The following is a 20749-nucleotide window of genomic DNA, read 5'->3' as shown; positions in this document are numbered from 1 at the left end:
TGCGGCTTTTGCCCAGGTGCACAGGGAGTTCGCATGTCCGGTTCGATCCTTTATATCCACGGCTTCAACAGTGCTCCCGCGTCGATCAAGGCCTCCCAGTTGCGGCGTGTCATGGAGCAAATGGGGCTGGCCGAGCAATTGCGCGTACCGGCCCTGCATCACCATCCACGCCAGGCCATTGGCCAGCTGGAACAGGCGATTGCCGAACTCGGTCGTCCATTGCTGGTCGGCAGCTCGCTCGGCGGCTACTATGCGACTCACCTTGCCGAGCGCTATGGTCTGAAAGCCCTGCTGATCAACCCTGCGGTCAGCCCGCACCGGATGTTCGACGGTTATCTGGGCACGCAGAAGAACCTGTACACCGACGAAACCTGGGAACTGACCCACGACCACGTGGCGGCGCTGGCGGCGCTGGAAGTCGCGCCTCCCCAGGACCCGCAGCGTTATCAGGTGTGGTTGCAGACCGGGGACGAGACCCTGGACTATCGCAGCGCCGAGCGCTACTACCGCGCCTGCGCCTTGCGCATCCAGGCCGGCGGCGATCATAGTTTCCAAGGTTTTGCCGGACAATTGCCGGCGATGTTGAACTTTGCCGGCATCACTGCCGATCAGTACCAGGCGATCGACTTCACCGCACTGTGAAGCCCCGCCCCATATTCATTGAACGACTAACGACGAGAACCCATGGCCACTCCCAGCGCTAGCTCTTATAACGCAGACGCCATCGAAGTCCTCTCGGGACTCGACCCGGTGCGCAAACGCCCGGGCATGTACACCGACACCACGCGGCCCAACCATCTGGCCCAGGAAGTCATCGACAACAGCGTCGACGAAGCCCTGGCCGGCCATGCGAAGTCGATACAGGTCATCCTGCATGCCGACCATTCCCTGGAAGTCTGCGACGACGGCCGCGGCATGCCCGTGGACATCCACCCGGAAGAGGGCGTCTCCGGGATCGAGCTGATCCTCACCAAGCTCCATGCCGGCGGCAAGTTCTCCAACAAGAACTACCAGTTCTCCGGCGGTCTGCACGGGGTGGGCATTTCCGTGGTCAACGCCCTGTCGAACCAGGTGCGGGTGCGGGTCAAGCGCGACGGCAACGAATACCAGATGACCTTCGCCGACGGCTACAAGGCCAGCGAGCTGGAAGTGGTCGGCACCGTGGGCAAGCGCAACACCGGTACCAGCGTGTACTTTGCCCCGGATCCGAAATACTTCGATTCGCCGAAATTCTCCGTCAGCCGTCTCAAGCATGTGCTCAAGGCCAAGGCCGTGCTGTGCCCGGGGCTGCTGGTGAGCTTCGAGGACAAGTCCAGCGGCGAGAAGGTCGAGTGGCATTACGAAGACGGCTTGCGTTCCTACCTGGTGGACGCGGTCAGTGAATTCGAGCGCCTGCCCAACGAACCCTTCTGCGGCAGCCTGGCAGGCAACAAGGAAGCGGTGGACTGGGCCCTGCTGTGGCTGCCCGAAGGCGGCGACAGCGTTCAGGAAAGCTACGTCAACCTGATCCCCACGGCCCAGGGCGGTACCCACGTCAACGGCCTGCGCCAGGGCCTGCTGGATGCCATGCGCGAGTTCTGCGAATTCCGCAACCTGTTGCCCCGCGGCCTCAAGCTGGCCCCGGAAGACGTCTGGGAGCGCATCGCCTTCGTCTTGTCGATGAAGATGCAGGACGCGCAGTTCTCCGGCCAGACCAAGGAGCGGCTGTCGTCCCGTGAGGCGGCGGCTTTCGTTTCCGGTGTGGTCAAGGACGCCTTCAGCCTGTGGCTCAATGCCAACCCCGAGCTGGGCATGCAACTGGCGGAACTGGCCATCAGCAACGCCGGCCGTCGCCTGAAAGCCAGCAAGAAGGTCGAGCGCAAGCGCATTACCCAGGGCCCGGCGTTGCCCGGCAAGCTGGCGGACTGCGCCGGCCAGGACCCGATGCGTTCCGAGCTGTTCCTGGTGGAGGGTGACTCCGCCGGCGGTTCGGCCAAGCAGGCGCGGGACAAGGAGTTCCAGGCGATCCTGCCGTTGCGCGGCAAGATCCTCAACACCTGGGAAGTGGACGGCAGCGAAGTTTTGGCCAGCCAGGAAGTGCACAACATCGCCGTGGCCATCGGTGTCGATCCGGGTGCCGAGGACATGAGCCAGCTGCGCTACGGCAAGATCTGCATCCTCGCCGACGCCGACTCCGACGGTCTGCACATCGCCACCTTGCTCTGTGCCCTGTTCGTCCAGCATTTCCGTCCGCTGGTGGATGCCGGCCACGTCTATGTGGCCATGCCGCCGCTGTACCGCATCGACCTGGGCAAGGAGATCTTCTACGCCCTGGACGAGGCCGAGCGCGACGGCATTCTCGACCGCCTGGTGGCCGAGAAGAAACGCGGTAAGCCCCAGGTCACCCGATTCAAGGGGCTGGGTGAAATGAACCCGCCGCAACTGCGCGAGACCACCATGGACCCGAACACCCGGCGCCTGGTGCAGTTGACCCTGGACGACGTCGAGGCCACCGCGGAAATCATGGACATGCTGCTGGCGAAGAAGCGCGCCGGTGATCGCAAATCCTGGCTGGAGTCCAAGGGCAACCTGGCCGAGGTGCTGGCCTGATGCACAGAGGTTTTGCCCTGGCCCTAGCGCTATTGGCAACCTCGGTGGTGGCCGCGCCTGCGCCCGAACTGACCTTGCTGTCCGAGCATCCTGTCGAAGGCATGCGCGGTGGCAATCTGTCCGGGCTGGCGCTGTGCGGCCAGGAATTGTGGACGGTTTCCGACCGCGATGACGATCAGATCTACAAGCTCGATACCCGCGACAGCGTCTGGCAGGCCGAGGCCCTCAAGCTGGAGGTGCCGGCGGTGCCGGACACAGGCTTGCCCTGGGGCTTGAAGTCGCGGACCTGGGCCGCGTCCTTCGTGCGTGGCGGCGATCTGGATTTCGAAGGCATCTCCTGCGACGCCGCGGGCAACAAATACGTGGTCAGCGAAGCTCACGCCACGGTGCTCAAAGTACCGGCGCAAGGCGCTCCGGCCTGGTTGAAGATTTCGCCGATCATGGTCCGTGAAGCACGGGCCAGCGGCATGCTCCTGCATTTCAATGCCTTGTTCGAAGGCCTGGCGGTGAACCCCGCCGGCGACCGGATCTGGCTGGCGGCAGAGCGTGAGCGGCGCGGGCTGCTGTTGATCAAGCGTGGGCAGACCACCTGGGACTGTGATGGCGGTTGCGTGCTGCTCAGTGAGGCCGGCTCGGAAATGCAGCCGCAGCAGGTGCCCAACGCCAAGGCGGTGTCCCGGGACTTTGCCGACCTGGCTTTGTTTGACGGCAAGCTGTTCACTCTGGAGCGTAACGCCTACCAGATCTGCCGCCGGGATGGGCAGAGCGCCAAGGTCGAGCGCTGCTGGTCCTTTGCTGCCGAGGCGCTGGTGGAACACCGGCGTTATCCACAGCCTTACGGTTTGGCCGAGGCGCTGGTGGTGGATGCCAAGGGCGCCTGGATCGGACTGGACAACAACAACGGCGCCCGCGCCGATGGCGAGGCCCGCCCCATCGTCTGGCGCTTTGCCGCCCCTGAAGGCGGCTGGAGTGCCCAGCCATGAGCCAGCAACCGGGCAAGAGCGCCGGGCGGGTGATGCTGATCATGGCCTGGGCCGCGGCGCTGTTCCTGGCCACACGGTTCTTCGCCGACTGGGAAGCCCGTCAGGAGAACCCCAACACAGTCGTCAGTTCGCAACAACATGAGGGTTACATCGAAGTGCAGCTGGTCGGCAACGGCCAGGGGCATTTCGTCGCCAGCGGCCATATCAACGGGCAGCCGGTGCAATTCATGCTCGATACCGGCGCCACCGAGGTGTCGATTCCTTCCGGGCTGGCCGAGCGCCTGGGCCTGGAGCGCGGGGTGCCGGTCACCCTGAGTACCGCCAATGGGCGCAGCGAAGGCTATCGGACCCGCATCGAGCGTCTGCAACTGGGGGACATCGTCCTTCAGGACGTCAGGGCCCTGGTGGCCCCGGGGCTCGACGGTGACCAGGTTTTGCTGGGCATGAGCGCTTTGAAGAAACTTGAATTTACTCAGCGCGGCGGCACCATGCTGCTGCGCCAGACCACGAACCAATGAGGCCCGCATGAGCGACTCCCTTGATCTCAGCCTGGATGGCGTAGAACGCCGGTCACTGGCTGACTTCACCGAAAGTGCCTACCTCAACTACTCCATGTACGTGATCATGGACCGTGCTCTGCCGCATATCGGCGACGGCCTCAAACCCGTACAGCGGCGTATCGTCTACGCCATGAGTGAGCTGGGGCTGGATGCCGATTCCAAGCACAAGAAATCCGCGCGTACCGTGGGCGACGTGCTCGGCAAGTTCCACCCGCACGGCGACTCCGCCTGCTACGAAGCCATGGTGCTGATGGCCCAGCCGTTCAGCTACCGCTACACGCTGGTGGACGGGCAGGGCAACTGGGGCGCGCCGGACGATCCCAAGTCCTTCGCCGCCATGCGTTACACCGAGGCGCGCCTGTCACGCTATTCCGAAGTGCTGCTCAGCGAGCTGGGCCAGGGCACTGCGGACTGGGGGCCGAACTTCGACGGCACCCTGCAGGAGCCGCTGGTATTGCCGGCGCGTCTGCCGAATATCCTGCTCAACGGCACCACCGGTATCGCCGTGGGCATGGCCACCGACGTGCCGCCGCACAACCTGCGGGAAGTGGCGTCGGCCTGCGTGCGTCTGCTGGATGAGCCCAAGGCCACCGTGGAGCAGCTCTGCGAGCACATCCAGGGGCCGGACTATCCCACCGAAGCGGAAATCATCACCCCTCGCGCCGACCTGCTGAAGATCTATGAAACCGGCCGCGGCTCGGTGCGCATGCGCGCCGTGTATCGGGTCGAGGATGGCGACATCATTGTCACCGCGCTGCCGCATCAGGTCTCCGGGGCCAAGGTACTGGAGCAGATCGCCGCGCAGATGCAGGCCAAGAAGCTGCCCATGGTGGCAGACCTGCGGGACGAGTCGGACCATGAGAACCCCTGCCGCATCGTGATCATCCCGCGCTCCAATCGGGTCGATCCCGATGAGCTGATGCAGCACCTGTTCGCCACCACCGAGCTGGAGTCGACCTACCGGGTCAACATCAACATCATCGGTCTGGACGGCAAGCCGCAGTTGAAGAACCTGCGTGCGCTGCTGGTGGAGTGGCTGGAATTCCGGGTGGCTACCGTGCGTCGTCGCCTGCAATTCCGCCTGGACAAGGTCGAGCGTCGCCTGCACCTGTTGGACGGCTTGCTGATCGCCTACCTCAACCTGGACGAAGTGATCCACATCATCCGTACCGAGGAGCATCCCCGGGCCAAGCTGATCGAGCGTTTTGCCCTCAGCGAAATCCAGGCCGACTACATCCTCGACACCCGTCTGCGGCAGTTGGCGCGTCTGGAAGAGATGAAGCTGCGGGCCGAGCAGGACGAGTTGCTCAAGGAGCAGGCCAAGCTGCAAGCCCTGCTCAACAGCGAAACCAAGCTCAAGAAGCTGGTGCGCACCGAATTGCTGCAAGACGCAGAAACTTACGGCGACGACCGTCGCTCGCCGATCGTCGCCCGCGCGGAAGCCAAGGCCCTGTCTGAAAACGAGCTGATGCCCACTGAGCCGGTGACCATCGTTCTGTCGGAAAAAGGCTGGGTCCGTTGCGCCAAGGGGCATGATATTGACGCCACGGGTCTGTCCTACAAGGCCGGTGACGGCTACAAGACTGCCGCTGCTGGGCGCTCCAACCAGTTTGCGGTGTTTATCGATTCCACCGGCCGCAGTTACTCGGTGGCGGCCCACACGCTGCCATCGGCCCGTGGCCAGGGCGAGCCGCTGACCGGTCGCCTGACGCCACCGCCGGGTGCGACCTTCGAATGCGTGCTGCTGCCGGATGACGAGGCTCTGTATGTGATCGCATCCGACGCGGGCTACGGTTTCGTGGTCAAGGGCGAGGATCTGCAGGCCAAGAACAAGGCGGGCAAGGCGCTGCTGAGTCTGCCGAACAACGCCAAGGTTCTGGCGCCGCGGCCGGTGGCCGATCGCGAGCAGAACTGGTTGGCTTCGGTGACCACCGAAGGGCGTCTGCTGGTGTTCAAGATCAGCGACCTGCCGCAACTGGGCAAGGGCAAGGGCAACAAGATCATCGGCATTCCCGGTGAGCGGGTGGCCAGCCGTGAAGAGTACGTCACCGACATCGCGGTGTTGCCGGATGGCGCGACCCTGGTGTTGCAGGCGGGCAAGCGCACCTTGTCGCTGAAGGCCGACGACCTTGAGCACTACAAGGGCGAGCGCGGGCGCCGAGGCAACAAGCTGCCGCGCGGATTCCAGCGGGTCGATGCGTTGTTGGTAGAGCCTCTCAGTTGAGTGCCGGCCAGAGCGCCTGATCCTGGATTTAAGCGGCGGATCGATGCTGGAACACTGGAGTCAAGGCGCATATTCACGGATGATATGCGCTTTCAAACGCCGGCCTTGCCGGCGTTATTCAATTTTTTTGAGTATTTACACTGTGGCCAGCCTTGTGGCCGCCACCTGGATGGGATGATGACTGCTCTGCGCCTTCCTCTTGTTTTTCTGCTCGCGGGCGTTCTTGGCCTGGCGGGTTGCAGCGTGCACCAGCCGGTGTCGCTGTATCAGCTGGACAGCGGAAGTCCAGCCCAACCGGCCAGTGCCGGCATGTCGGTATTGTTGGGGCCGGTGCTGATCGCCGATTACCTGCAACGTGAAACCCTCCTGCAACGCCAGGACGATGGCAGCCTGCAAGCGTCCACCGATGGTCGTTGGGCGGGCAGCCTGTCTTCGGACATCGACCAGTTGCTGTTGCGCCAGGTGGCCGGTCATCTGGACAGTCAGCGTGTAGTACTGGCGCCGGCGACCAGCGGCTTCACCCCGGATGTACAGGTCCTGCTGTCGATCACCCGCCTGGATTCCGGCAAGTCGCAGCCGGCGGTGCTGGACGCGCAGTGGCGTCTGATCGACCGGCGTGGCCAGGTGCGGGATAACCGCATCGTGCACCTGCAGGAGCAGCATGCGGGCACCACCGCTTCCCAGGTCCAGGCCCAGGGCGTATTGCTGCAGCGCCTGGCCGAGCAACTGTCGGTGGCCCTCAAGCCCCTGGCCAACCAGCCGGCCGTGGCGGAAGTGCCGCGCAAGGCCACACCGGCGCCAGCGCCCAAGCCCGTGGAGCAGGGCAAGCAGCCGAAGATTCCGATGGCCACGCCGATCCGCACGGATATGGAAGTGTTCCGGTTCTGAAGTAAATCGCTGTCAGACAAGGCCCGCCTACCCGCGGGCCTTGTTGTTTCTGGCTCTGGCAGGTTCCACATGGCCCACCCTGTAGCCGCTGCCGAAGGCTGCGAACGGGCTGCCCGCGGCGATATCCCCAGTGCTCAAGCCCCTTCGATGCTTGTCGCAGGCAGTGCCAGCGTCTGCCCGCCGGCCACGAAAAAGCCCGCACTGGGCGGGCTTTTTCTTGTGCGGGAGTCGCCTTACAGCTTGGCCCGTGTTTCATGCATGCGCGCCAGTTGTCGCTCCAGCATCGACGGGTAGGGCTCCATCAGGCGTTCAACGCAGCATGCACCTTCAGGGCTGGCGATCGGACGGATGCGTGCGCGCTGGCGCAGCAGCGCGTCGTCATTGACCTTGCGCTCCACCAGCAGCAGGTTGCGGCTGTGCTGGGACAGGGCCAGGGCATCTTGAGCCGTTTCGGTGAGCAGCAGGTCGATCTGGCTCAGGCCGAACAGTCCTTCGCCCAGCGTCAGGCCCAGTTGCAATTGCAGGGTGATGCCGCTGTCCGCCACTTCGATCTGCAGGGCATGGCCCAGGGCGCGCAGCAGTTCGCCGCAGCAGATGGCGTTGGTCAGGTAATCGTCGCCGCTGTCTTCGCTGTGGAACAGCATCAGCGTGCTGCCGTCGTTCAGGGTGTGCAGTTCGCTCTGGTACAGCGAGGCGGCCTGGTCGAGGCAGTCGCGATAGCGCTCGAGCAATTCCATCAAGCGTGCCCGTGGCAGGCGTCGCAGTTGTTCCTGGGCGCCCAGTTGCACCGCGAGTACCGCGCTGTGCTGAGGCTGGGCGGGCGTTTGCGGTTGCAGCGTCGGTTTGGGAGCGGGTGTCGACGAGTGATCACGCAGGTCGGCGAACGGATCTTCTTCGTCCAGCTCGTCCTCCTCCGCGCTGACCAGATGCCGTGGCGCAGGCTTCAGGCCAGCCACGGGCGTGCTTTGATCAAAGCTCGGATCACGCAAGTTGCGCACTTCGAAGCCGGGCTCGGGTTCCTCGTCGGCCTCTGCTTCCAGTTCAGGTTGAAGCTCTGGCTCGGGCTTTTCCGGCACCAGGCGGGCGTGCAGCTGGCGCGCCAGATCGCCGATCTCGTCCTGGCGCTGAGTGGCCGGTGTGTGTTCATCCAGGTCCCGCAGCCAGACACGCAGTTGCAGCAACGGTGTGGAGATGTGGCGACCCAGGCGCAGGCTCAGGGCCAGCGCCAGGGCCAGCAGGATGGCGCTGAGGATGCCCATGCTCTGCAGGCTGATGGTCATTGGCTGCTGGAACTGCGCCATGTCCAGGCTGATCCGCAGGTTGCCGGCGGTCACGTCCTGAAAGGTGATCTTGGTCTGGTACACGCCCTCGGTTTCGCCCAGCAGGCTGCTCTTGGGGCGCTGTCCGGCCTCGGCGAGGATGCGGTTGTCGACGCTGTAGATCGCCGCGTGGGCCACCAGCGGGTTCTTGGTCAGGTTGTTGAGCAGGACGTTGAGGCTGAGGATGTCGTTGGACACCAGCAACTCGGTGGCCGAGGTGGCGGTCTGGGTGGTCAGGCTCTGACCCAGGGCATCGGCCTGTTCGTGCATGGCTTGCTTGAACTGCAGGCCCATCACGCCGGCATAGATCACCAGGGCCAGGGCGACCAGGATCACGTTATGGCTGGCGATGCGCAATGCAATCGGCACGCGACGATGGCGCAGTGCACGGAAGATCAGCAGGAAGAAGTTGTCGGTTTTGACTGGCGTGGGCCGGTTCACTGAGCTCGGCTCTTTTGTCCGTGAATTTGACGCGCAGTATAGCGACAGGCCCTAGACCGGCAAAGCGCTGGCTGTGCCCGATGGTCACCGAAAGTGGGTAGAATGCGCTTTTTTTCCACCTCGGGGGTGCGCCTTGCGCGAAATTGTCCTGATCAACATCACCGGCGAAGATCGTCCCGGTCTGACTGCGGCCATTACCGGCGTTCTGGCCCAGGGCGGTGTGAACATTCTCGACATCGGTCAGGCGGTGATCCACGACACCTTGTCGTTCGGCATCCTGGTTGAAATTCCGAGCAACGAACAGAGTTCGTCGGTGCTCAAGGACATTCTGTTCACCGCCTACAAGCTCGACCAGCAGGTGCGTTTCACGCCGGTGTCCGAAGACGATTACCAGCAGTGGGTCGACGGCCAGGGCAAGCAACGCCATATCGTCACCCTGCTGACCCGCAAGGTCACCGCCGAGCAGTTGCAGCGGGTGAGTTCGATCACTGCCAAGTACGGCCTGAACATCGACCACATCGATCGCCTGTCCGGGCGCATGCCCCTGGATATGCCGGCCGATCAGGGCAAGGGCTGCATCGAGTTCTCGGTGCGTGGCGAAGCCGCCGACCCGCAAGCGCTGCGGGCCGAGTTCCTCAGCGTGGCCCAGGAGCTGAACGTCGACATCGCCTTCCAGGAAGACTCGCTGTTTCGCCGCAACCGCCGTTTGGCGGTGTTCGACATGGACTCGACGCTGATCGAGGCCGAGGTGATCGACGAGCTGGCCAAGGCGGCAGGCGTGGGTGATCGGGTGGCAGAAATCACTGAGCGGGCCATGGCCGGTGAGCTGGATTTTCGTGCCAGCTTCAAGGAACGCCTGGCCTTGCTCAAGGGCCTGGACGTCAGCGTGCTGGACTCCATCGGCGCCTCGCTGCGCCTGACCGAGGGCGCCGAAACCCTGTTCGCCGAACTCAAGCGTCTGGGCTACAAGACCGCGATTCTTTCAGGCGGCTTCACCTACTTCGCCAAGCAGTTGCAGGCCAAGCTGGGCATCGACTATGTGTTTGCCAACGAGCTGGAAGTGGTGGACGGCAAAGTGACCGGCGTGGCGGTGGAGCCGATCGTCGACGCCCAGCGCAAGGCTGATCTGCTGCGCGAGCTGGCGCACAAGGAAGGCCTGCGCCTGGAGCAGACCATCGCTGTCGGTGATGGCGCCAACGACCTGCCGATGCTGGGCATTGCCGGCCTGGGCGTGGCATTCCGTGCCAAGCCGCTGGTCAAGCAGTCGGCCAAGCAGGCGATCTCGACCCTGGGCCTGGATGGGGTGTTGTATCTGCTGGGCTTCCGCGATCGTGACGGTCAGCTCTGAGCTGTGCGGAAAACGCCCCGAGCATAAAAAACGCCGCTGATCAGCGGCGTTTTTTTGTCCGGTATCCGGGTTTCAGGCCTTGGGCAGACCCAAGCCCTGGCCCATGCGTACTGGCGAGCCGGCGGCCAGTTCTTCCGCCCACTGCACCTGGTCCGGGCCAAACAGCACGATGGCCGTGGAACCCAGCTTGAAGCGCCCCATTTCGGCACCTTTTTCCAGATGAATCGGTGCCCGGGCCGCTTCGTCGTAGCGCACAGTCTTGAGTTCGCGCTTGGGCGGGGTTACCAGGCCGGCCCAGACGGTTTCGATCGAAGCCACGATCATGGCGCCCACCAGTACCAGCGCCATCGGCCCGCGTTCGGTGTCGAAAATGCACACCACGCGCTCGTTGCGGGCGAACAGTTCAGGCACGTTCTCGGCGGTGGTCTGGTTCACCGAGAAGATGCGGCCAGGGACATAGACCATTTCCCGCAGGGTGCCGGCCAGTGGCATGTGCACCCGGTGATAGTCCTTGGGCGACAGGTAGATAGTGGCAAAGTCGCCGCCCATGAAGGGGGCAGCCAGGGCCGGATCGCCACCCAGCAGTTCCAGCACGCTGTAGCTGTGGCCCTTGGCCTGGAACACTCGGCCGTGCTCGATCGGGCCCAGTTGGCTGACGGCGCCGTCGGCAGGGCTGAGCACTGCGCCCGGCGTCGGGTCCAGCGGTCGTGCGCCGTCTTTCAGGGCGCGGGTGAAGAAGGCGTTGAAGTGTTCGTAGGCGGTCACGTCCTCGACCTGGGCCTCGGACATGTCCACCTGATACTGCTTGGCGAACCAGCGGGTGAAGGCATTCTTGAACCAGCGCACGCGGCACTCGGCAATGCAGCCGGCCAGGCGCGACAGCAGGTGGTGAGGCAGCAGGTACTGGCTGAGGATGAACAAGCGCTTTTTCATTGGGTGTCCTTAAAAACCTTAAATCTCTACGGGCGTATCGGGATGATTGCCCCATTCGCCCCAGGAGCCGGCGTAGCCCTTGACCCGCGGGTAGCCCAACGCCTTGGCCACCAGGTAGGTGAAGCCGGAGCGGTGGTGGGTCTGGCAGTGGGTGATGATTTCTTTGTCTTTGCTGATGCCCAGGTCCATGAGGATCTGCGGCATGTCGCGGCGGATGCGCAGGTGGCGTGCCTGGTCCATGCCGGCGGTCCACTCGAAGTTCACCGCGCCGGGAATGTGTCCGCCCTTGGCTGCCAGGACCTTCTCCCCGGAGTATTCCAGCGGGCCACGCGCGTCCCAGATTGCCAGGTCAGCGGCGCCAAGACGGCTTTGCAGGTATTCGCGGGTGGCGGTGGGTTCGTCATGCAGGGTCAGCGGCACCGGGCCGCCTGCCGCTGGCGGGACTTCGGTGCTCACGGGCAGGCTTTCCGCCAGCCAGGCCGGCAGGCCGCCATCCAGGTAGTGGTAGCGACCGTGGCCGATCACGTCCAGAAGCCAGATGAAGCGCCCGGCCCAACCGCCGCCTTCGTCGTCATAGACCACGTACACCGCGTCCGGGTTGTGCCCGAGCTCGCCGAACAGCGCTTCAAGGGCGTTCTGCGGCGGTAGCAGTCCGGGAGCGGGGGGCTGGCCGAGCTGGGTGCGCTTGGGGTCGACGAAGCGTGCCCCGGGGATATGTCCGGTGGCATAGCGGGCGGCGCTGGTCAGGTCGACCAGGATCAGTTCGCGGGCGTCGAGGCGGGCGAGCAAGTCGCTCGGTTCGATGACCAGCGGCAAGCCAGAGAAGTCAGACATGTGAGGTCCCCAGGGCACAAAGGGTGGGATTGTAGCGCAAGCGTCATTGGCTGCGGTTGGTAAAGCTGTGCAAGGCTTTTTCGATGCACTGAGCGGTCTTGCCGAATGCCTGGACACTGATTTCCGAGAACGGCACGCCGCCCTGGTCGGCGATTACCAGCATCAGTACCCGGCCATTGCAGGACAGTGAGCGCAGCAGCAGGTTTTCGCCGCGGAACAGTTGGCGCAAGGGGCCCGGCAGGTGCGAGGAATACTGTGCATTGTTGGCCGGCGTCAGGCGTACCTGGGCGGATTTCTCCAGCAAGCGCTGCAGCAGCGAGCTCTGCTTGGTCTGCAGAGTCAGCCCCGCAGCTTCTTTGGGCAGGCCATATAGCTGTTGCACCCGCAGATGACTCAGGCTGCGATCGACCATCAGCAGCAATACCCGGCGCATGCCGCATGCCACCAGGGCGTCTCTGGCAAAACTGGTGAGATGCACGGCATTGGTAAAGGGGCTTTGTTCGAGCAGTAGTTCGCTGCAGGCCTTGCGCCACTTGGCCAGTTCTTCGGCCGTGGGCGCCGGTGCGGGCTGTTCGCCGCTGTGCAGGCGGCGGGCGTTCCAGGGCCAGAGCAGGGCCTGGGCTGGATGCCAGAGGTCCGGCTGGCTGTCATTGCGGGCGCTGGTTGCGGCCTGCTGGTGCAGTTGTTGCTGGACCAGGGCGATCGGCATCTGCAGGTAAAGGCCGGTGAGGTTCTGCCAGCGTCGGCCGTGGGGGTTGTTCCAGGAGTGTTGAGCCGCCAGGGCCAGGCCGTTGGCCAGCAATACGCAGTTGGCCGGCTGGTTCAGCCAGCGTTGCAGGTCCGGGTCGGCGTCCAGGCGTTGCTGCTGGCGCAGGGGATGCTCGTTGTCCCGGGCGATCAGCATGACCTTGGCCAGTTGACGCCGTTCACGGGTCAGCAGGCGATAACCCTGCTGCACCCAGATCGGCAAGTGCCAGACCTGCACCAGCGCCTGGCACAGCTCCATCAGTCGCACGCCGAACAGCTGCATTTCCACCTTGCGCGCCGACTCTTGCTTATAGATGACCCGCAGCTCCCACTCTTCCATGAGCTTGGGATAGACCAGGGCCATGGCCCACAGTGGCGAGAGGAACAGCAGGCTGCCCCAGTGAATGTCCTGCCACAGCCGCGCCAGGCGCCCGGCAAAAAAGCCGTTGGCTTGCTGGGTGGCGTGCTGGCTGATCAATTGCAGTTGCCGCAGCTCCTGGGGGATCTTTTCCTCGGGCAGGGTCGGCAACTGTTCCAGCAGTTCTTCGGTGCGCTTGAGGCCCAGGCGGTTGACCGCGACCTCCAGGTTTTCTGCCGGCTCGCTCATGCTGCCGTGGGAATGCCGATTGGCTTCGCGGATCACGCTCAGGGCCAGCGCAGGGCTGTTTTGCATCAGATCGGCGATGTCTCGCAGCGAGCTGCGGTTGTTGGCGATGGCTTTGCACACGCGATCATGGCTGGCTTGCGGCACGGGCAAGCGCACGCCATTAAGCAGCTTTACCCAGGCGTCCAGAGAGGTCGGCGGGGAATGTGGGACGTTGGTTTCATTAGACATGGTTGGGCGCAATCATCGTCTGCTTTGAACACGCCCAGAGCGGGCCAAACTGGCTTTTCGCCTTAACTGGCTATAGTCTGGCGCAGTTTTGCCGATAAGTAGAAGAAGAGTTTTAAGAACTTCCGAATATGACCTTGAACCCGACTCAATAAGTACTCTCCTACCTATGGCTAAAATTATCGGCATCATCGTCGTATTCGCGAGCGTGCTCGGCGGATACGTGCTCTCTCACGGCAAAATCGCTGCTCTGATCCAACCCTTCGAGGTCATGATCATCGGTGGTGCAGCCTTCGGCGCATTCCTGCAGGCCAACCCGGGCTACATGACGATGCACGTCGTGAAAAAATCCCTGGGCATGTTCAGTTCGCGTTTCACCCACACCTTCTATCTGGAAGTGCTGGGCCTGATCTACGAGATCCTCAACAAGAGCCGCCGTGAAGGCATGATGGCGATCGAGGGTGATATCGAAGACGCCGCGGCCAGTCCGATCTTCGCCAAGTATCCGGCGGTGCTCAAAGATGAACGCATGACGGCGTTTATCTGTGACTACCTGCGCATCATGTCCTCCGGCAACATGGCTCCCCACGAGCTCGAAGGCCTGTTCGACATGGAGCTGTTCAGTCTCAAGGAAGACCTTGAGCACCCATCCCACGCGGTCACCGGGGTTGCCGACGCCATGCCGGGCTTCGGTATCGTGGCGGCGGTACTGGGTATCGTGGTGACCATGGCGTCCCTGGGCGAAGGCGACCAGAAGTCCATCGGTCTGCACGTAGGTGCGGCGCTGGTAGGTACCTTCTTCGGTATTCTGGCGGCCTATGGTTTCTTCGGCCCTCTGGCGACTTCGCTGTCCCACGACGCCAAGGAAGAACTCAATGTCTACGAAGCCATCAAGGCGTCCCTGGTAGCTTCCGCTTCCGGCGTTCCGCCTTCGCTGGCGGTGGAGTTCGGGCGCAAGGTCCTGTATCCGGCCCACCGTCCTAGCTTCGCCGAGCTGGAACAAGCGGTTCGCGGTCGCTAAGTCATGGAAAATAACCAGCCGATTATCATCAAGCGCGTCAAGCGCTTTGCGGGCGGGCATCACGGGGGCGCCTGGAAAATCGCCTTCGCCGACTTCGCCACGGCGATGATGGCGTTCTTCCTGGTGCTGTGGCTGCTGTCCACCGCGACCCCGGAGCAGAAGATCGCCATCGCCGGTTACTTCAAGGACCCGATCGGCTTCTCGGAAAGCGGCACGCCATACATCATCGACCTGGGCGGCTCGCCGCAGCTGGCGCCGGAAAACACCCTCAACCCCGAGGTCAAGTCCCAGCCGCAGCCGGACAAGGTCACGGTGGACGCCGAGCAAGTGGAGGGCATGGCCGAGCAGGTGGAGCGCGAGCGTCTCGAACTGTTGCTGCAAGAGCTGCAGAACAAGGTCGAAGAGAATCCTCAGTTGCAGAAGTTCAAGGACCAGATTCTTTTCGAGATCACTCCGGATGGCCTGCGCATCCAGATCATGGACGCCGAGAACCGGCCAATGTTCGACTCCGGCAGTGCGCGCTTGAAGCCGTATTTCGAGGACATCCTGCTGGCCATGGCCGACACCATCAAGGCGGTGCCGAACAAGATCAGCATCAGCGGTCACACCGACGCCACGCCTTATGCCGGTAGCGGCGAGTTCGGCAACTGGGAGCTGTCCGCCAACCGCGCCAACGCTGCGCGTCGGGCATTGGTGGCCGGTGGTTATCCGGATCCGCAAGTGGCTCGGGTGGTGGGTTTTGCCTCCTCGGCGCTGTTCGATCGCAAGAACCCGCTCAATCCGGTCAACCGGCGGATCGACATCGTGGTGCTGACCAAGAAGGCCCAGCGTGCCATCGAGGGCGAGCAGGTCGATCCGCAGGCGCCGGCACCGACTCAGGGCAGCGGGGCTCCCGGAGAAGTACCGACCGACCCCCACGCCTTGCCGCCGGGCAGCGAACCGCTGCCGGCCCACGAGGTACGCCAGCGTCTGAACATCTTTGAGGACGGTGTGCTGAAGATGGATGAGCAGGGTGCCGCAGGTCAGGCTCCCGCTGGCAAGCCGGCGGCGCCGGCGCCCCAGCCAGCGGCGCCCCCAGCAACACCGGCGCCTCCGGCCACACCGGGCAGCGCCAGGTAAGACACGAAAAGGCCGCGATCTTCGCGGCCTTTTGGTGTCTGGAGCAGAGGGTTCAGTAGCTGCTGTCGGGCAGGCTGGCGAGAATCGAGCGGTAGCTGTTCATCCGTTGTTGCTGGATGCGCCCGTCTTCCAGGGCCTTGAGCAGGGCGCAGCCCGGTTCGCGGTCGTGCTTGCAATCGCGGAAGCGGCAGGTGCCCAGCAGGTCGTTGAACTCGATGAAGCCGGCCTCGACGTCGGCGCGGCTGACATGCCCCAGGCCAAACTCGCGGATACCCGGGGAGTCGATCAGTTCACCGCCGCCGGGGAAGTGGAACAGGCGCGCGGTGGTGGTGGTATGGGTGCCCTGTCCGGAAAACTCCGACAGCGGCCCGACCCGGGTTTCGACTTCCGGCAGCAGGCTGTTGACCAGGGAGGACTTGCCCACCCCAGACTGGCCCACGAACACGCTGATGCGGCCGTCCAGCAGGGCTTGCAGTTGTTCCATGCCGTCGCCGTGGTGCGCCGAGACTTCCAGCAGCGGATAGCCCAACTGGCGATAGACCGCCAGCAAGGCATTGAGCGCCGGGGCGTTCTGCTCGTCGATCAGGTCGGCCTTGTTCAGTAGCAGCAACGGGCGGATGCCGGCGTGCTCGGCAGCCACCAGATAGCGGTCGATGAGGTTGGCGTGGGGCTCGGGCATGGGCGCGAACACGATCACGATCATGTCGACGTTGGCGGCGACCGGCTTGAGCTGGCCGCGGCTGTCCGGACGGCACAGCTCGGTGCTGCGTGGCAGTTGCGCGACGATCACGCCGATGCCCTGATTGCCGGCACGCCAGACCACTTGATCACCGGTGACCAATGCCGGCAGGTTGGCCCGCAGATAGCAGCGGAATACCTGGCCGGCCAGCTCGCCTTCGCGCGCTTCGACCTCGACCTGCACGCCGAAGTGGGCGATGACCAGGCCGGTCTGTTCCGGGCCCAGGTCGCCACCTTCGAGCGCCTCTACGGCAGAGGACTCGCGTTTGGCGGCGCGGGCGGCGCGCTCACCCTGAATCTTTTCGATGCGCCAGTTTTGGCGACGATTGAGCTGGCGTTTGGCCATTGGTGTTCCGTGTCGATAATTACGGCGGTTGGGTAAAGCGGCGGCGAGTTTAGCACGCCGGGCGGGTCCTCTAGGCTAAACTGCGCAACTACGCCGAGGAGCCCTCCCATGCAAAACCCGCAGAACCTGATTTGGATCGATCTGGAAATGACCGGTCTGAACCCCGACACCGACGTCATCATCGAGATGGCGACCATTGTCACCGACAGCAACCTCAACACCTTGGCTGAAGGACCGGTCATCGCTATCCATCAGAGCGACGAGATTCTCGCCGGCATGGACGAGTGGAACACTCGCCAGCACGGTGGTTCCGGCCTGACCCAGCGGGTGCGCGAGAGCCGCATCAGCATGGCCGAAGCCGAAGCCCAGACCATTGCCTTCCTTGAGCAATGGGTGCCGAAGGGCAAGTCGCCGATCTGTGGCAACAGCATCTGCCAGGACCGGCGTTTCCTCTATCGCCACATGAAGGCCCTAGAGAGCTACTTCCACTACCGCAACCTGGATGTCTCGACCCTCAAGGAGTTGGCTGCGCGCTGGGCCCCGGATGTGCGCGACAGCTTCAAGAAAGGCAGCACCCACCTGGCCCTGGACGACATCCGCGAGTCCATTGCCGAGCTTCAGCACTACCGCAAGCACTTCATCAAGTTTTGATCTTCAGCAGCCGGCTGGTCGGCGAACGGGGGCGCGATGCTATTTGGCGCCCGCTCCCGCCCTCTTTTGGTGCTCGCTTCAACTGAGTAGACTGCGCGCCTTCTTGTAAGGACCGCCATCATGTTGTTGATGCTTTATCTGATCGCCATTACCGCCGAAGCCATGACCGGTGCCCTGTCTGCCGGCCGCCGTGGCATGGACTGGTTCGGCGTGGTGCTGATCGCCTGCGTCACCGCGCTGGGTGGTGGTTCGGTGCGCGACATGTTGCTCGGCCATTACCCGCTGACCTGGGTCAAGCACCCGGAGTACCTGGTGCTGACCTCGGTGGCGGCATTGGTGACGATCTTTATCGCGCCATTGATGCGTCACCTGCGTTCGCTGTTTCTGGTGCTCGACGCCGTGGGCCTGGTGGCCTTTACCCTGATCGGCTGCATGACCGCCCTGGAAATGGGCCACGGCATGCTGGTGGCCTCGGTCAGTGGGGTCATCACCGGAGTGTTTGGCGGCATCCTTCGGGATATCTTCTGCAACGACATCCCGTTGATCTTTCGTCGCGAGCTGTACGCCAGCGTGTCTTTCGCCGCGGCCTGGTGCTACATGCTGTGCATTTATCTGCAGTTGCCGAGCGAGCAGTCGATCCTGATCACCCTGTTCGGCGGCTTTCTATTGCGCCTGCTGGCGATCCGCTTTCACTGGGAAATGCCCAAGTTCGTCTACAACGACGAGCACTGACGCTGGGCGTGCTGGGCCAGGGCCCACTGCACATGTTCGCGCACCAGCTCCGACGGGTAGTCCTGGCGGGCCTTGAGCGCTTCCAGCACGGGAATGCTCGACGGTGCGTTGCCCAGGCCCACGGCCAGGTTGCGTAGCCAGCGCTCGTAACCGGCGCGGCGCAGGGGCGAGCCCTCGGTGCTGCTGAGGAACTTGTCCTCGTCCCACATGAACAGCTCGGCCAGTTCGGCGTTGTCCAGGTTATGCCGGGGCTTGAAGTCGCCTTCTGCCGAGGGTCGGGCGAAGCGGTTCCAGGGACAGACGATCTGGCAGTCGTCGCAGCCGAATACCCGATTGCCGATGAGCGGGCGCAGCTCTTCGGGGATGGCGTTTTTCAGTTCGATGGTCAGGTAGGAAATGCAGCGCCGCGCATCCAGCACGTAGGGACCGACGAAGGCATTGGTCGGGCAGATGTCCAGGCAGGCGGTGCAACGTCCGCAATGCTCGCTGGCGTGGGGTTCGTCCACCGGTAGCGGCAGGTCGACGAACAGCTCGCTGAGGAAGAAGTAGCTGCCGGCCTTGCGGTTGAGCACCAGGGTGTTCTTGCCGATCCAGCCGAGCCCGGCCTGTTCGGCGATGGCTTTCTCCAGCACCGGGGCGCTGTCGACGAAGGCGCGATAGCCGAACGGGCCGATGGCTTGCTGGATGCGCTCGGCCAGTTGCTGCACGCGCTTGCGGATCAGCTTGTGATAGTCGCGGCCCAGTGCGTAGCGCGAAACATAGGCCTTGGAGGGCTGGGCCAGGCGCTGGGCCATCTGGGTGTCGCCGGGCAGGTAGTCCATGCGCAGCGACACCACGCGCAGGGTGCCGGGCACCAGTTGCTCGGGATGGGAGCGCTTGCTGCCGTGGGCGCCCATGTAGTCCATCTCGCCGTGGTAGCCGGCGGCGAGCCAGCGCTCCAGGTGCTGTTCATGCTCGGCCAGGTCCAGGCCGCTGATGCCGACTTGCTGAAAGCCCAGTTCGCGGCCCCAGTCCTTGATCGATTGGGCGAGAGCGGGAAGATCCTGGGTAATAGCGGGCATGAGGCGAGAGAAACCGGGGCTGAGGTGCGTATAATTCTGCCAGACATCGGAGCCCTAAGACGCATGCCGCAGACAAAACACCCATTACCTGAGGTTCAGTTGCTGACTGGCGGTCATCTGCCGCGCCTGAGCGGCCGGCCTGTGGATGCCCATAAGGGGCAGTTCGGCCATCTGTTGCTGATCGGCGGCGACCGCGGCTTCGCCGGTGCCGCGTTGTTGAGCGCGGAAAGCGCCTTGCGCAGTGGCGCGGGGCTGGTTTCCCTGGCGACTCGTAGCGAGCACGTGGCGGCGGCGGTTGCGCGGCTACCGGAAGTCATGACCCAGGCGACCCATTCGGCCAACCAGCTGATGGGACTGCTGGCCAGGGCCTCTGTATTGGTGGTCGGTCCAGGCCTGGGCCAGGGAGCATGGGGGCGCAGCCTGTTATCCGCAGCGGCCAACGCACCCTTGCCTCAAGTCTGGGATGCCGATGCGTTGAACCTGTTGGCGCAGGGTGAGCTGCAACTGCCGGTCGACAGTGTGATCACCCCCCATCCTGGTGAGGCGGCCCGTCTGCTGGGCCTGACCAATGCGGCGGTTCAGGCCGATCGGCCGGCGGCGGCCCGGGCCTTGAGTGCAAAATATGCGGCGGTTGCGGTGCTCAAGGGCGCCGGCAGCTTGATCGCCGCTCCCGATGGGCGAGTGGCGCGCTGTGATGCCGGGCACCCGGCGATGGCGACTGCGGGGCTGGGGGATGTGCTCGCGGGGTTGATCGGTGCGTTGCTGGCCCAGGGCATGTCGGCGTTCGATGCGGCTTGCCTGGGTGTCTGGCTGCATGCCAGCGCCGGCGAGCGACAAGGCAAATTGGGCCGTGGGCTGGCGGCCAGTGATCTGATTCCAGCCATTCGTCAGTTGTTGGAGGAGCAATCACCGTGTCTGAGTTAACCCTTTATCTGGCCGACGAGCAGGCCATGGTGGAATTTGGTGCACGCATTGCTCAGGTCACCCAGGGGGTGGGGGTGATTTTTCTCGAGGGCGACCTGGGGGCGGGCAAAACCACCTTGTCCCGAGGGATCATCCGCGGGCTGGGGCATGCAGGGGCGGTGAAGAGTCCGACCTTCACCCTGGTGGAGCCTTACGAGATAGGTGCGGTGAGGGCCTTTCACTTCGATCTGTATCGTTTGGTGGACCCCGAAGAACTGGAATTTTTGGGCATCCGCGACTACTTCGAAGGCGATGCGCTGTGCCTTTTGGAGTGGCCCCAGAAGGGTGCAGGCTTTTTGCCAAAGCCTGACCTGACCATTACCATTACCCCGCATCACAATGGGCGTTCTGTGCATCTGTTGTCTCAAGGCTCGCGAGGCGAGTCCTGGTGTGCCGCTTTGGCGTTGGAATTCAAATAAT

General features: G+C 63.7%; 19 protein-coding genes. 13 read left to right on the top strand and 6 right to left on the bottom strand.

Translation table 11 applies throughout. From position 1 onward, the window contains the following. Positions 1-33 precede the first annotated feature (33 nt). The 6 genes from GGI48_RS12255 to GGI48_RS12230 all read left to right on the top strand — a co-directional run bounded on the left by GGI48_RS12255 (position 34) and on the right by GGI48_RS12230 (position 7244). On the top strand, positions 34-642 hold the full coding sequence (locus GGI48_RS12255; RefSeq protein ID WP_179598487.1) for a YqiA/YcfP family alpha/beta fold hydrolase: 609 nt from the start codon (positions 34-36) through the stop codon (positions 640-642). Positions 643-684: 42 nt separating this feature from the next. Beyond that, positions 685-2589, top strand: coding sequence for a DNA topoisomerase IV subunit B (gene parE, locus GGI48_RS12250; protein WP_047301316.1), 1905 nt, complete (start codon positions 685-687; stop codon positions 2587-2589). Beyond that, entirely contained in the window at positions 2589-3572 is a 984-nt protein-coding gene (locus GGI48_RS12245; protein ID WP_047301318.1) for an esterase-like activity of phytase family protein, read from the top strand. Before parE ends, GGI48_RS12245 begins: the two co-directional genes overlap by 1 nt. After that, a complete protein-coding gene (locus tag GGI48_RS12240; RefSeq protein WP_016964911.1) occupies positions 3569-4090 on the top strand; it encodes a TIGR02281 family clan AA aspartic protease in 522 nt (173 codons plus the stop codon). The genes GGI48_RS12245 and GGI48_RS12240 overlap by 4 nt, the downstream gene beginning before the upstream one ends. Positions 4091-4097: 7 nt before the next feature. Then, entirely contained in the window at positions 4098-6356 is a 2259-nt protein-coding gene (gene parC, locus GGI48_RS12235; RefSeq protein WP_047301320.1) for a DNA topoisomerase IV subunit A, read from the top strand. A gap of 177 nt (positions 6357-6533) precedes the next feature. After that, positions 6534-7244 carry a membrane integrity-associated transporter subunit PqiC gene (locus GGI48_RS12230; RefSeq protein ID WP_042940997.1) on the top strand — a complete coding sequence of 237 codons (711 nt, stop codon included), beginning with the start codon at positions 6534-6536 and terminating at the stop codon, positions 7242-7244. Between the two features lie 233 nt (positions 7245-7477). Here GGI48_RS12230 and GGI48_RS12225 read toward each other — a convergent pair whose 3' ends face one another. Next, positions 7478-9004 carry an AhpA/YtjB family protein gene (locus tag GGI48_RS12225; RefSeq protein WP_016964908.1) on the bottom strand — a complete coding sequence of 509 codons (1527 nt, stop codon included), beginning with the start codon at positions 9002-9004 and terminating at the stop codon, positions 7478-7480. A 133-nt stretch (positions 9005-9137) separates the two neighbouring features. Here GGI48_RS12225 and serB point away from each other — a divergent pair, with 133 nt between their 5' ends. Further along, complete coding sequence (gene serB / locus GGI48_RS12220) at positions 9138-10352, top strand: phosphoserine phosphatase SerB (RefSeq protein WP_016964907.1); 1215 nt, start codon at positions 9138-9140, stop codon at positions 10350-10352. Between the two features lie 72 nt (positions 10353-10424). Here the strand turns inward: serB and asd are convergent, their stop codons facing one another. The 3 genes from asd to GGI48_RS12205 are packed head-to-tail and all read right to left on the bottom strand — an operon-like array spanning position 10425 to position 13701. Further along, a complete protein-coding gene (gene asd / locus GGI48_RS12215) occupies positions 10425-11285 on the bottom strand; it encodes an archaetidylserine decarboxylase (RefSeq protein ID WP_047301325.1) in 861 nt (286 codons plus the stop codon). Positions 11286-11303: 18 nt separating this feature from the next. Further along, positions 11304-12119 (bottom strand): thiosulfate sulfurtransferase, encoded by an 816-nt coding sequence (rhdA, locus tag GGI48_RS12210; RefSeq protein ID WP_016965243.1) that lies wholly within the window; start codon positions 12117-12119, stop codon positions 11304-11306. A gap of 43 nt (positions 12120-12162) precedes the next feature. After that, on the bottom strand, positions 12163-13701 hold the full coding sequence (locus GGI48_RS12205; RefSeq protein ID WP_179598485.1) for an HDOD domain-containing protein: 1539 nt from the start codon (positions 13699-13701) through the stop codon (positions 12163-12165). 166 nt (positions 13702-13867) lie between these two features. Here GGI48_RS12205 and motA point away from each other — a divergent pair, with 166 nt between their 5' ends. Together motA and motB are read left to right on the top strand one after the other, a co-directional pair. Continuing rightward, a complete protein-coding gene (gene motA, locus GGI48_RS12200) occupies positions 13868-14719 on the top strand; it encodes a flagellar motor stator protein MotA (protein WP_016965245.1) in 852 nt (283 codons plus the stop codon). A 3-nt stretch (positions 14720-14722) separates the two neighbouring features. After that, positions 14723-15838 (top strand): flagellar motor protein MotB, encoded by a 1116-nt coding sequence (gene motB / locus GGI48_RS12195; RefSeq protein ID WP_016965246.1) that lies wholly within the window; start codon positions 14723-14725, stop codon positions 15836-15838. A 52-nt stretch (positions 15839-15890) separates the two neighbouring features. On the opposite strand, the gene rsgA is transcribed toward motB, so the two are convergent. After that, positions 15891-16922: a small ribosomal subunit biogenesis GTPase RsgA gene (gene rsgA / locus GGI48_RS12190; RefSeq protein WP_016965247.1), complete on the bottom strand. Its 1032-nt coding sequence runs from the start codon at positions 16920-16922 to the stop codon at positions 15891-15893. A 108-nt stretch (positions 16923-17030) separates the two neighbouring features. Between rsgA and orn the strand changes: the two genes are divergently transcribed. After that, positions 17031-17573: an oligoribonuclease gene (gene orn, locus GGI48_RS12185; RefSeq protein ID WP_011058931.1), complete on the top strand. Its 543-nt coding sequence runs from the start codon at positions 17031-17033 to the stop codon at positions 17571-17573. A 117-nt stretch (positions 17574-17690) separates the two neighbouring features. Beyond that, the gene (locus tag GGI48_RS12180) at positions 17691-18305 is read left to right on the top strand and encodes a trimeric intracellular cation channel family protein (RefSeq protein ID WP_177435162.1); all 615 of its coding nucleotides are present in this window, start codon (positions 17691-17693) and stop codon (positions 18303-18305) included. On the opposite strand, the gene queG is transcribed toward GGI48_RS12180, so the two are convergent. Continuing rightward, a complete protein-coding gene (queG, locus tag GGI48_RS12175; protein WP_179598483.1) occupies positions 18287-19366 on the bottom strand; it encodes a tRNA epoxyqueuosine(34) reductase QueG in 1080 nt (359 codons plus the stop codon). The genes GGI48_RS12180 and queG overlap by 19 nt on opposite strands. Before the next feature lie 63 nt (positions 19367-19429). Between queG and GGI48_RS12170 the strand changes: the two genes are divergently transcribed. Together GGI48_RS12170 and tsaE are read left to right on the top strand one after the other, a co-directional pair. Then, positions 19430-20290 carry an NAD(P)H-hydrate dehydratase gene (locus GGI48_RS12170; protein ID WP_016965250.1) on the top strand — a complete coding sequence of 287 codons (861 nt, stop codon included), beginning with the start codon at positions 19430-19432 and terminating at the stop codon, positions 20288-20290. Then, positions 20278-20748 (top strand): tRNA (adenosine(37)-N6)-threonylcarbamoyltransferase complex ATPase subunit type 1 TsaE, encoded by a 471-nt coding sequence (gene tsaE / locus GGI48_RS12165; RefSeq protein ID WP_016965251.1) that lies wholly within the window; start codon positions 20278-20280, stop codon positions 20746-20748. Before GGI48_RS12170 ends, tsaE begins: the two co-directional genes overlap by 13 nt. Position 20749: the final 1 nt, after the last annotated feature.

The organism is Pseudomonas protegens (genome assembly GCF_013407925.2).
Classification (GTDB): domain Bacteria; phylum Pseudomonadota; class Gammaproteobacteria; order Pseudomonadales; family Pseudomonadaceae; genus Aquipseudomonas; species Aquipseudomonas fluorescens_AP.
Note: the sequence above shows the minus strand (reverse complement) of the source record. Positions and strands in the feature narration are given on the sequence as shown.

Coding starts and splice junctions, on each gene's coding strand:
- GGI48_RS12255 (WP_179598487.1), top strand. CDS start 34: ATGTCCGGTTCGATCCTTTATATCCACGGCTTCAACAGTGCTCCCGCG.
- parE (WP_047301316.1), top strand. CDS start 685: ATGGCCACTCCCAGCGCTAGCTCTTATAACGCAGACGCCATCGAAGTC.
- GGI48_RS12245 (WP_047301318.1), top strand. CDS start 2,589: ATGCACAGAGGTTTTGCCCTGGCCCTAGCGCTATTGGCAACCTCGGTG.
- GGI48_RS12240 (WP_016964911.1), top strand. CDS start 3,569: ATGAGCCAGCAACCGGGCAAGAGCGCCGGGCGGGTGATGCTGATCATG.
- parC (WP_047301320.1), top strand. CDS start 4,098: ATGAGCGACTCCCTTGATCTCAGCCTGGATGGCGTAGAACGCCGGTCA.
- GGI48_RS12230 (WP_042940997.1), top strand. CDS start 6,534: ATGACTGCTCTGCGCCTTCCTCTTGTTTTTCTGCTCGCGGGCGTTCTT.
- asd (WP_047301325.1), bottom strand. CDS start 11,285: ATGAAAAAGCGCTTGTTCATCCTCAGCCAGTACCTGCTGCCTCACCAC.
- rhdA (WP_016965243.1), bottom strand. CDS start 12,119: ATGTCTGACTTCTCTGGCTTGCCGCTGGTCATCGAACCGAGCGACTTG.
- GGI48_RS12205 (WP_179598485.1), bottom strand. CDS start 13,701: ATGTCTAATGAAACCAACGTCCCACATTCCCCGCCGACCTCTCTGGAC.
- motA (WP_016965245.1), top strand. CDS start 13,868: ATGGCTAAAATTATCGGCATCATCGTCGTATTCGCGAGCGTGCTCGGC.
- motB (WP_016965246.1), top strand. CDS start 14,723: ATGGAAAATAACCAGCCGATTATCATCAAGCGCGTCAAGCGCTTTGCG.
- rsgA (WP_016965247.1), bottom strand. CDS start 16,922: ATGGCCAAACGCCAGCTCAATCGTCGCCAAAACTGGCGCATCGAAAAG.
- orn (WP_011058931.1), top strand. CDS start 17,031: ATGCAAAACCCGCAGAACCTGATTTGGATCGATCTGGAAATGACCGGT.
- queG (WP_179598483.1), bottom strand. CDS start 19,366: ATGCCCGCTATTACCCAGGATCTTCCCGCTCTCGCCCAATCGATCAAG.
- GGI48_RS12170 (WP_016965250.1), top strand. CDS start 19,430: ATGCCGCAGACAAAACACCCATTACCTGAGGTTCAGTTGCTGACTGGC.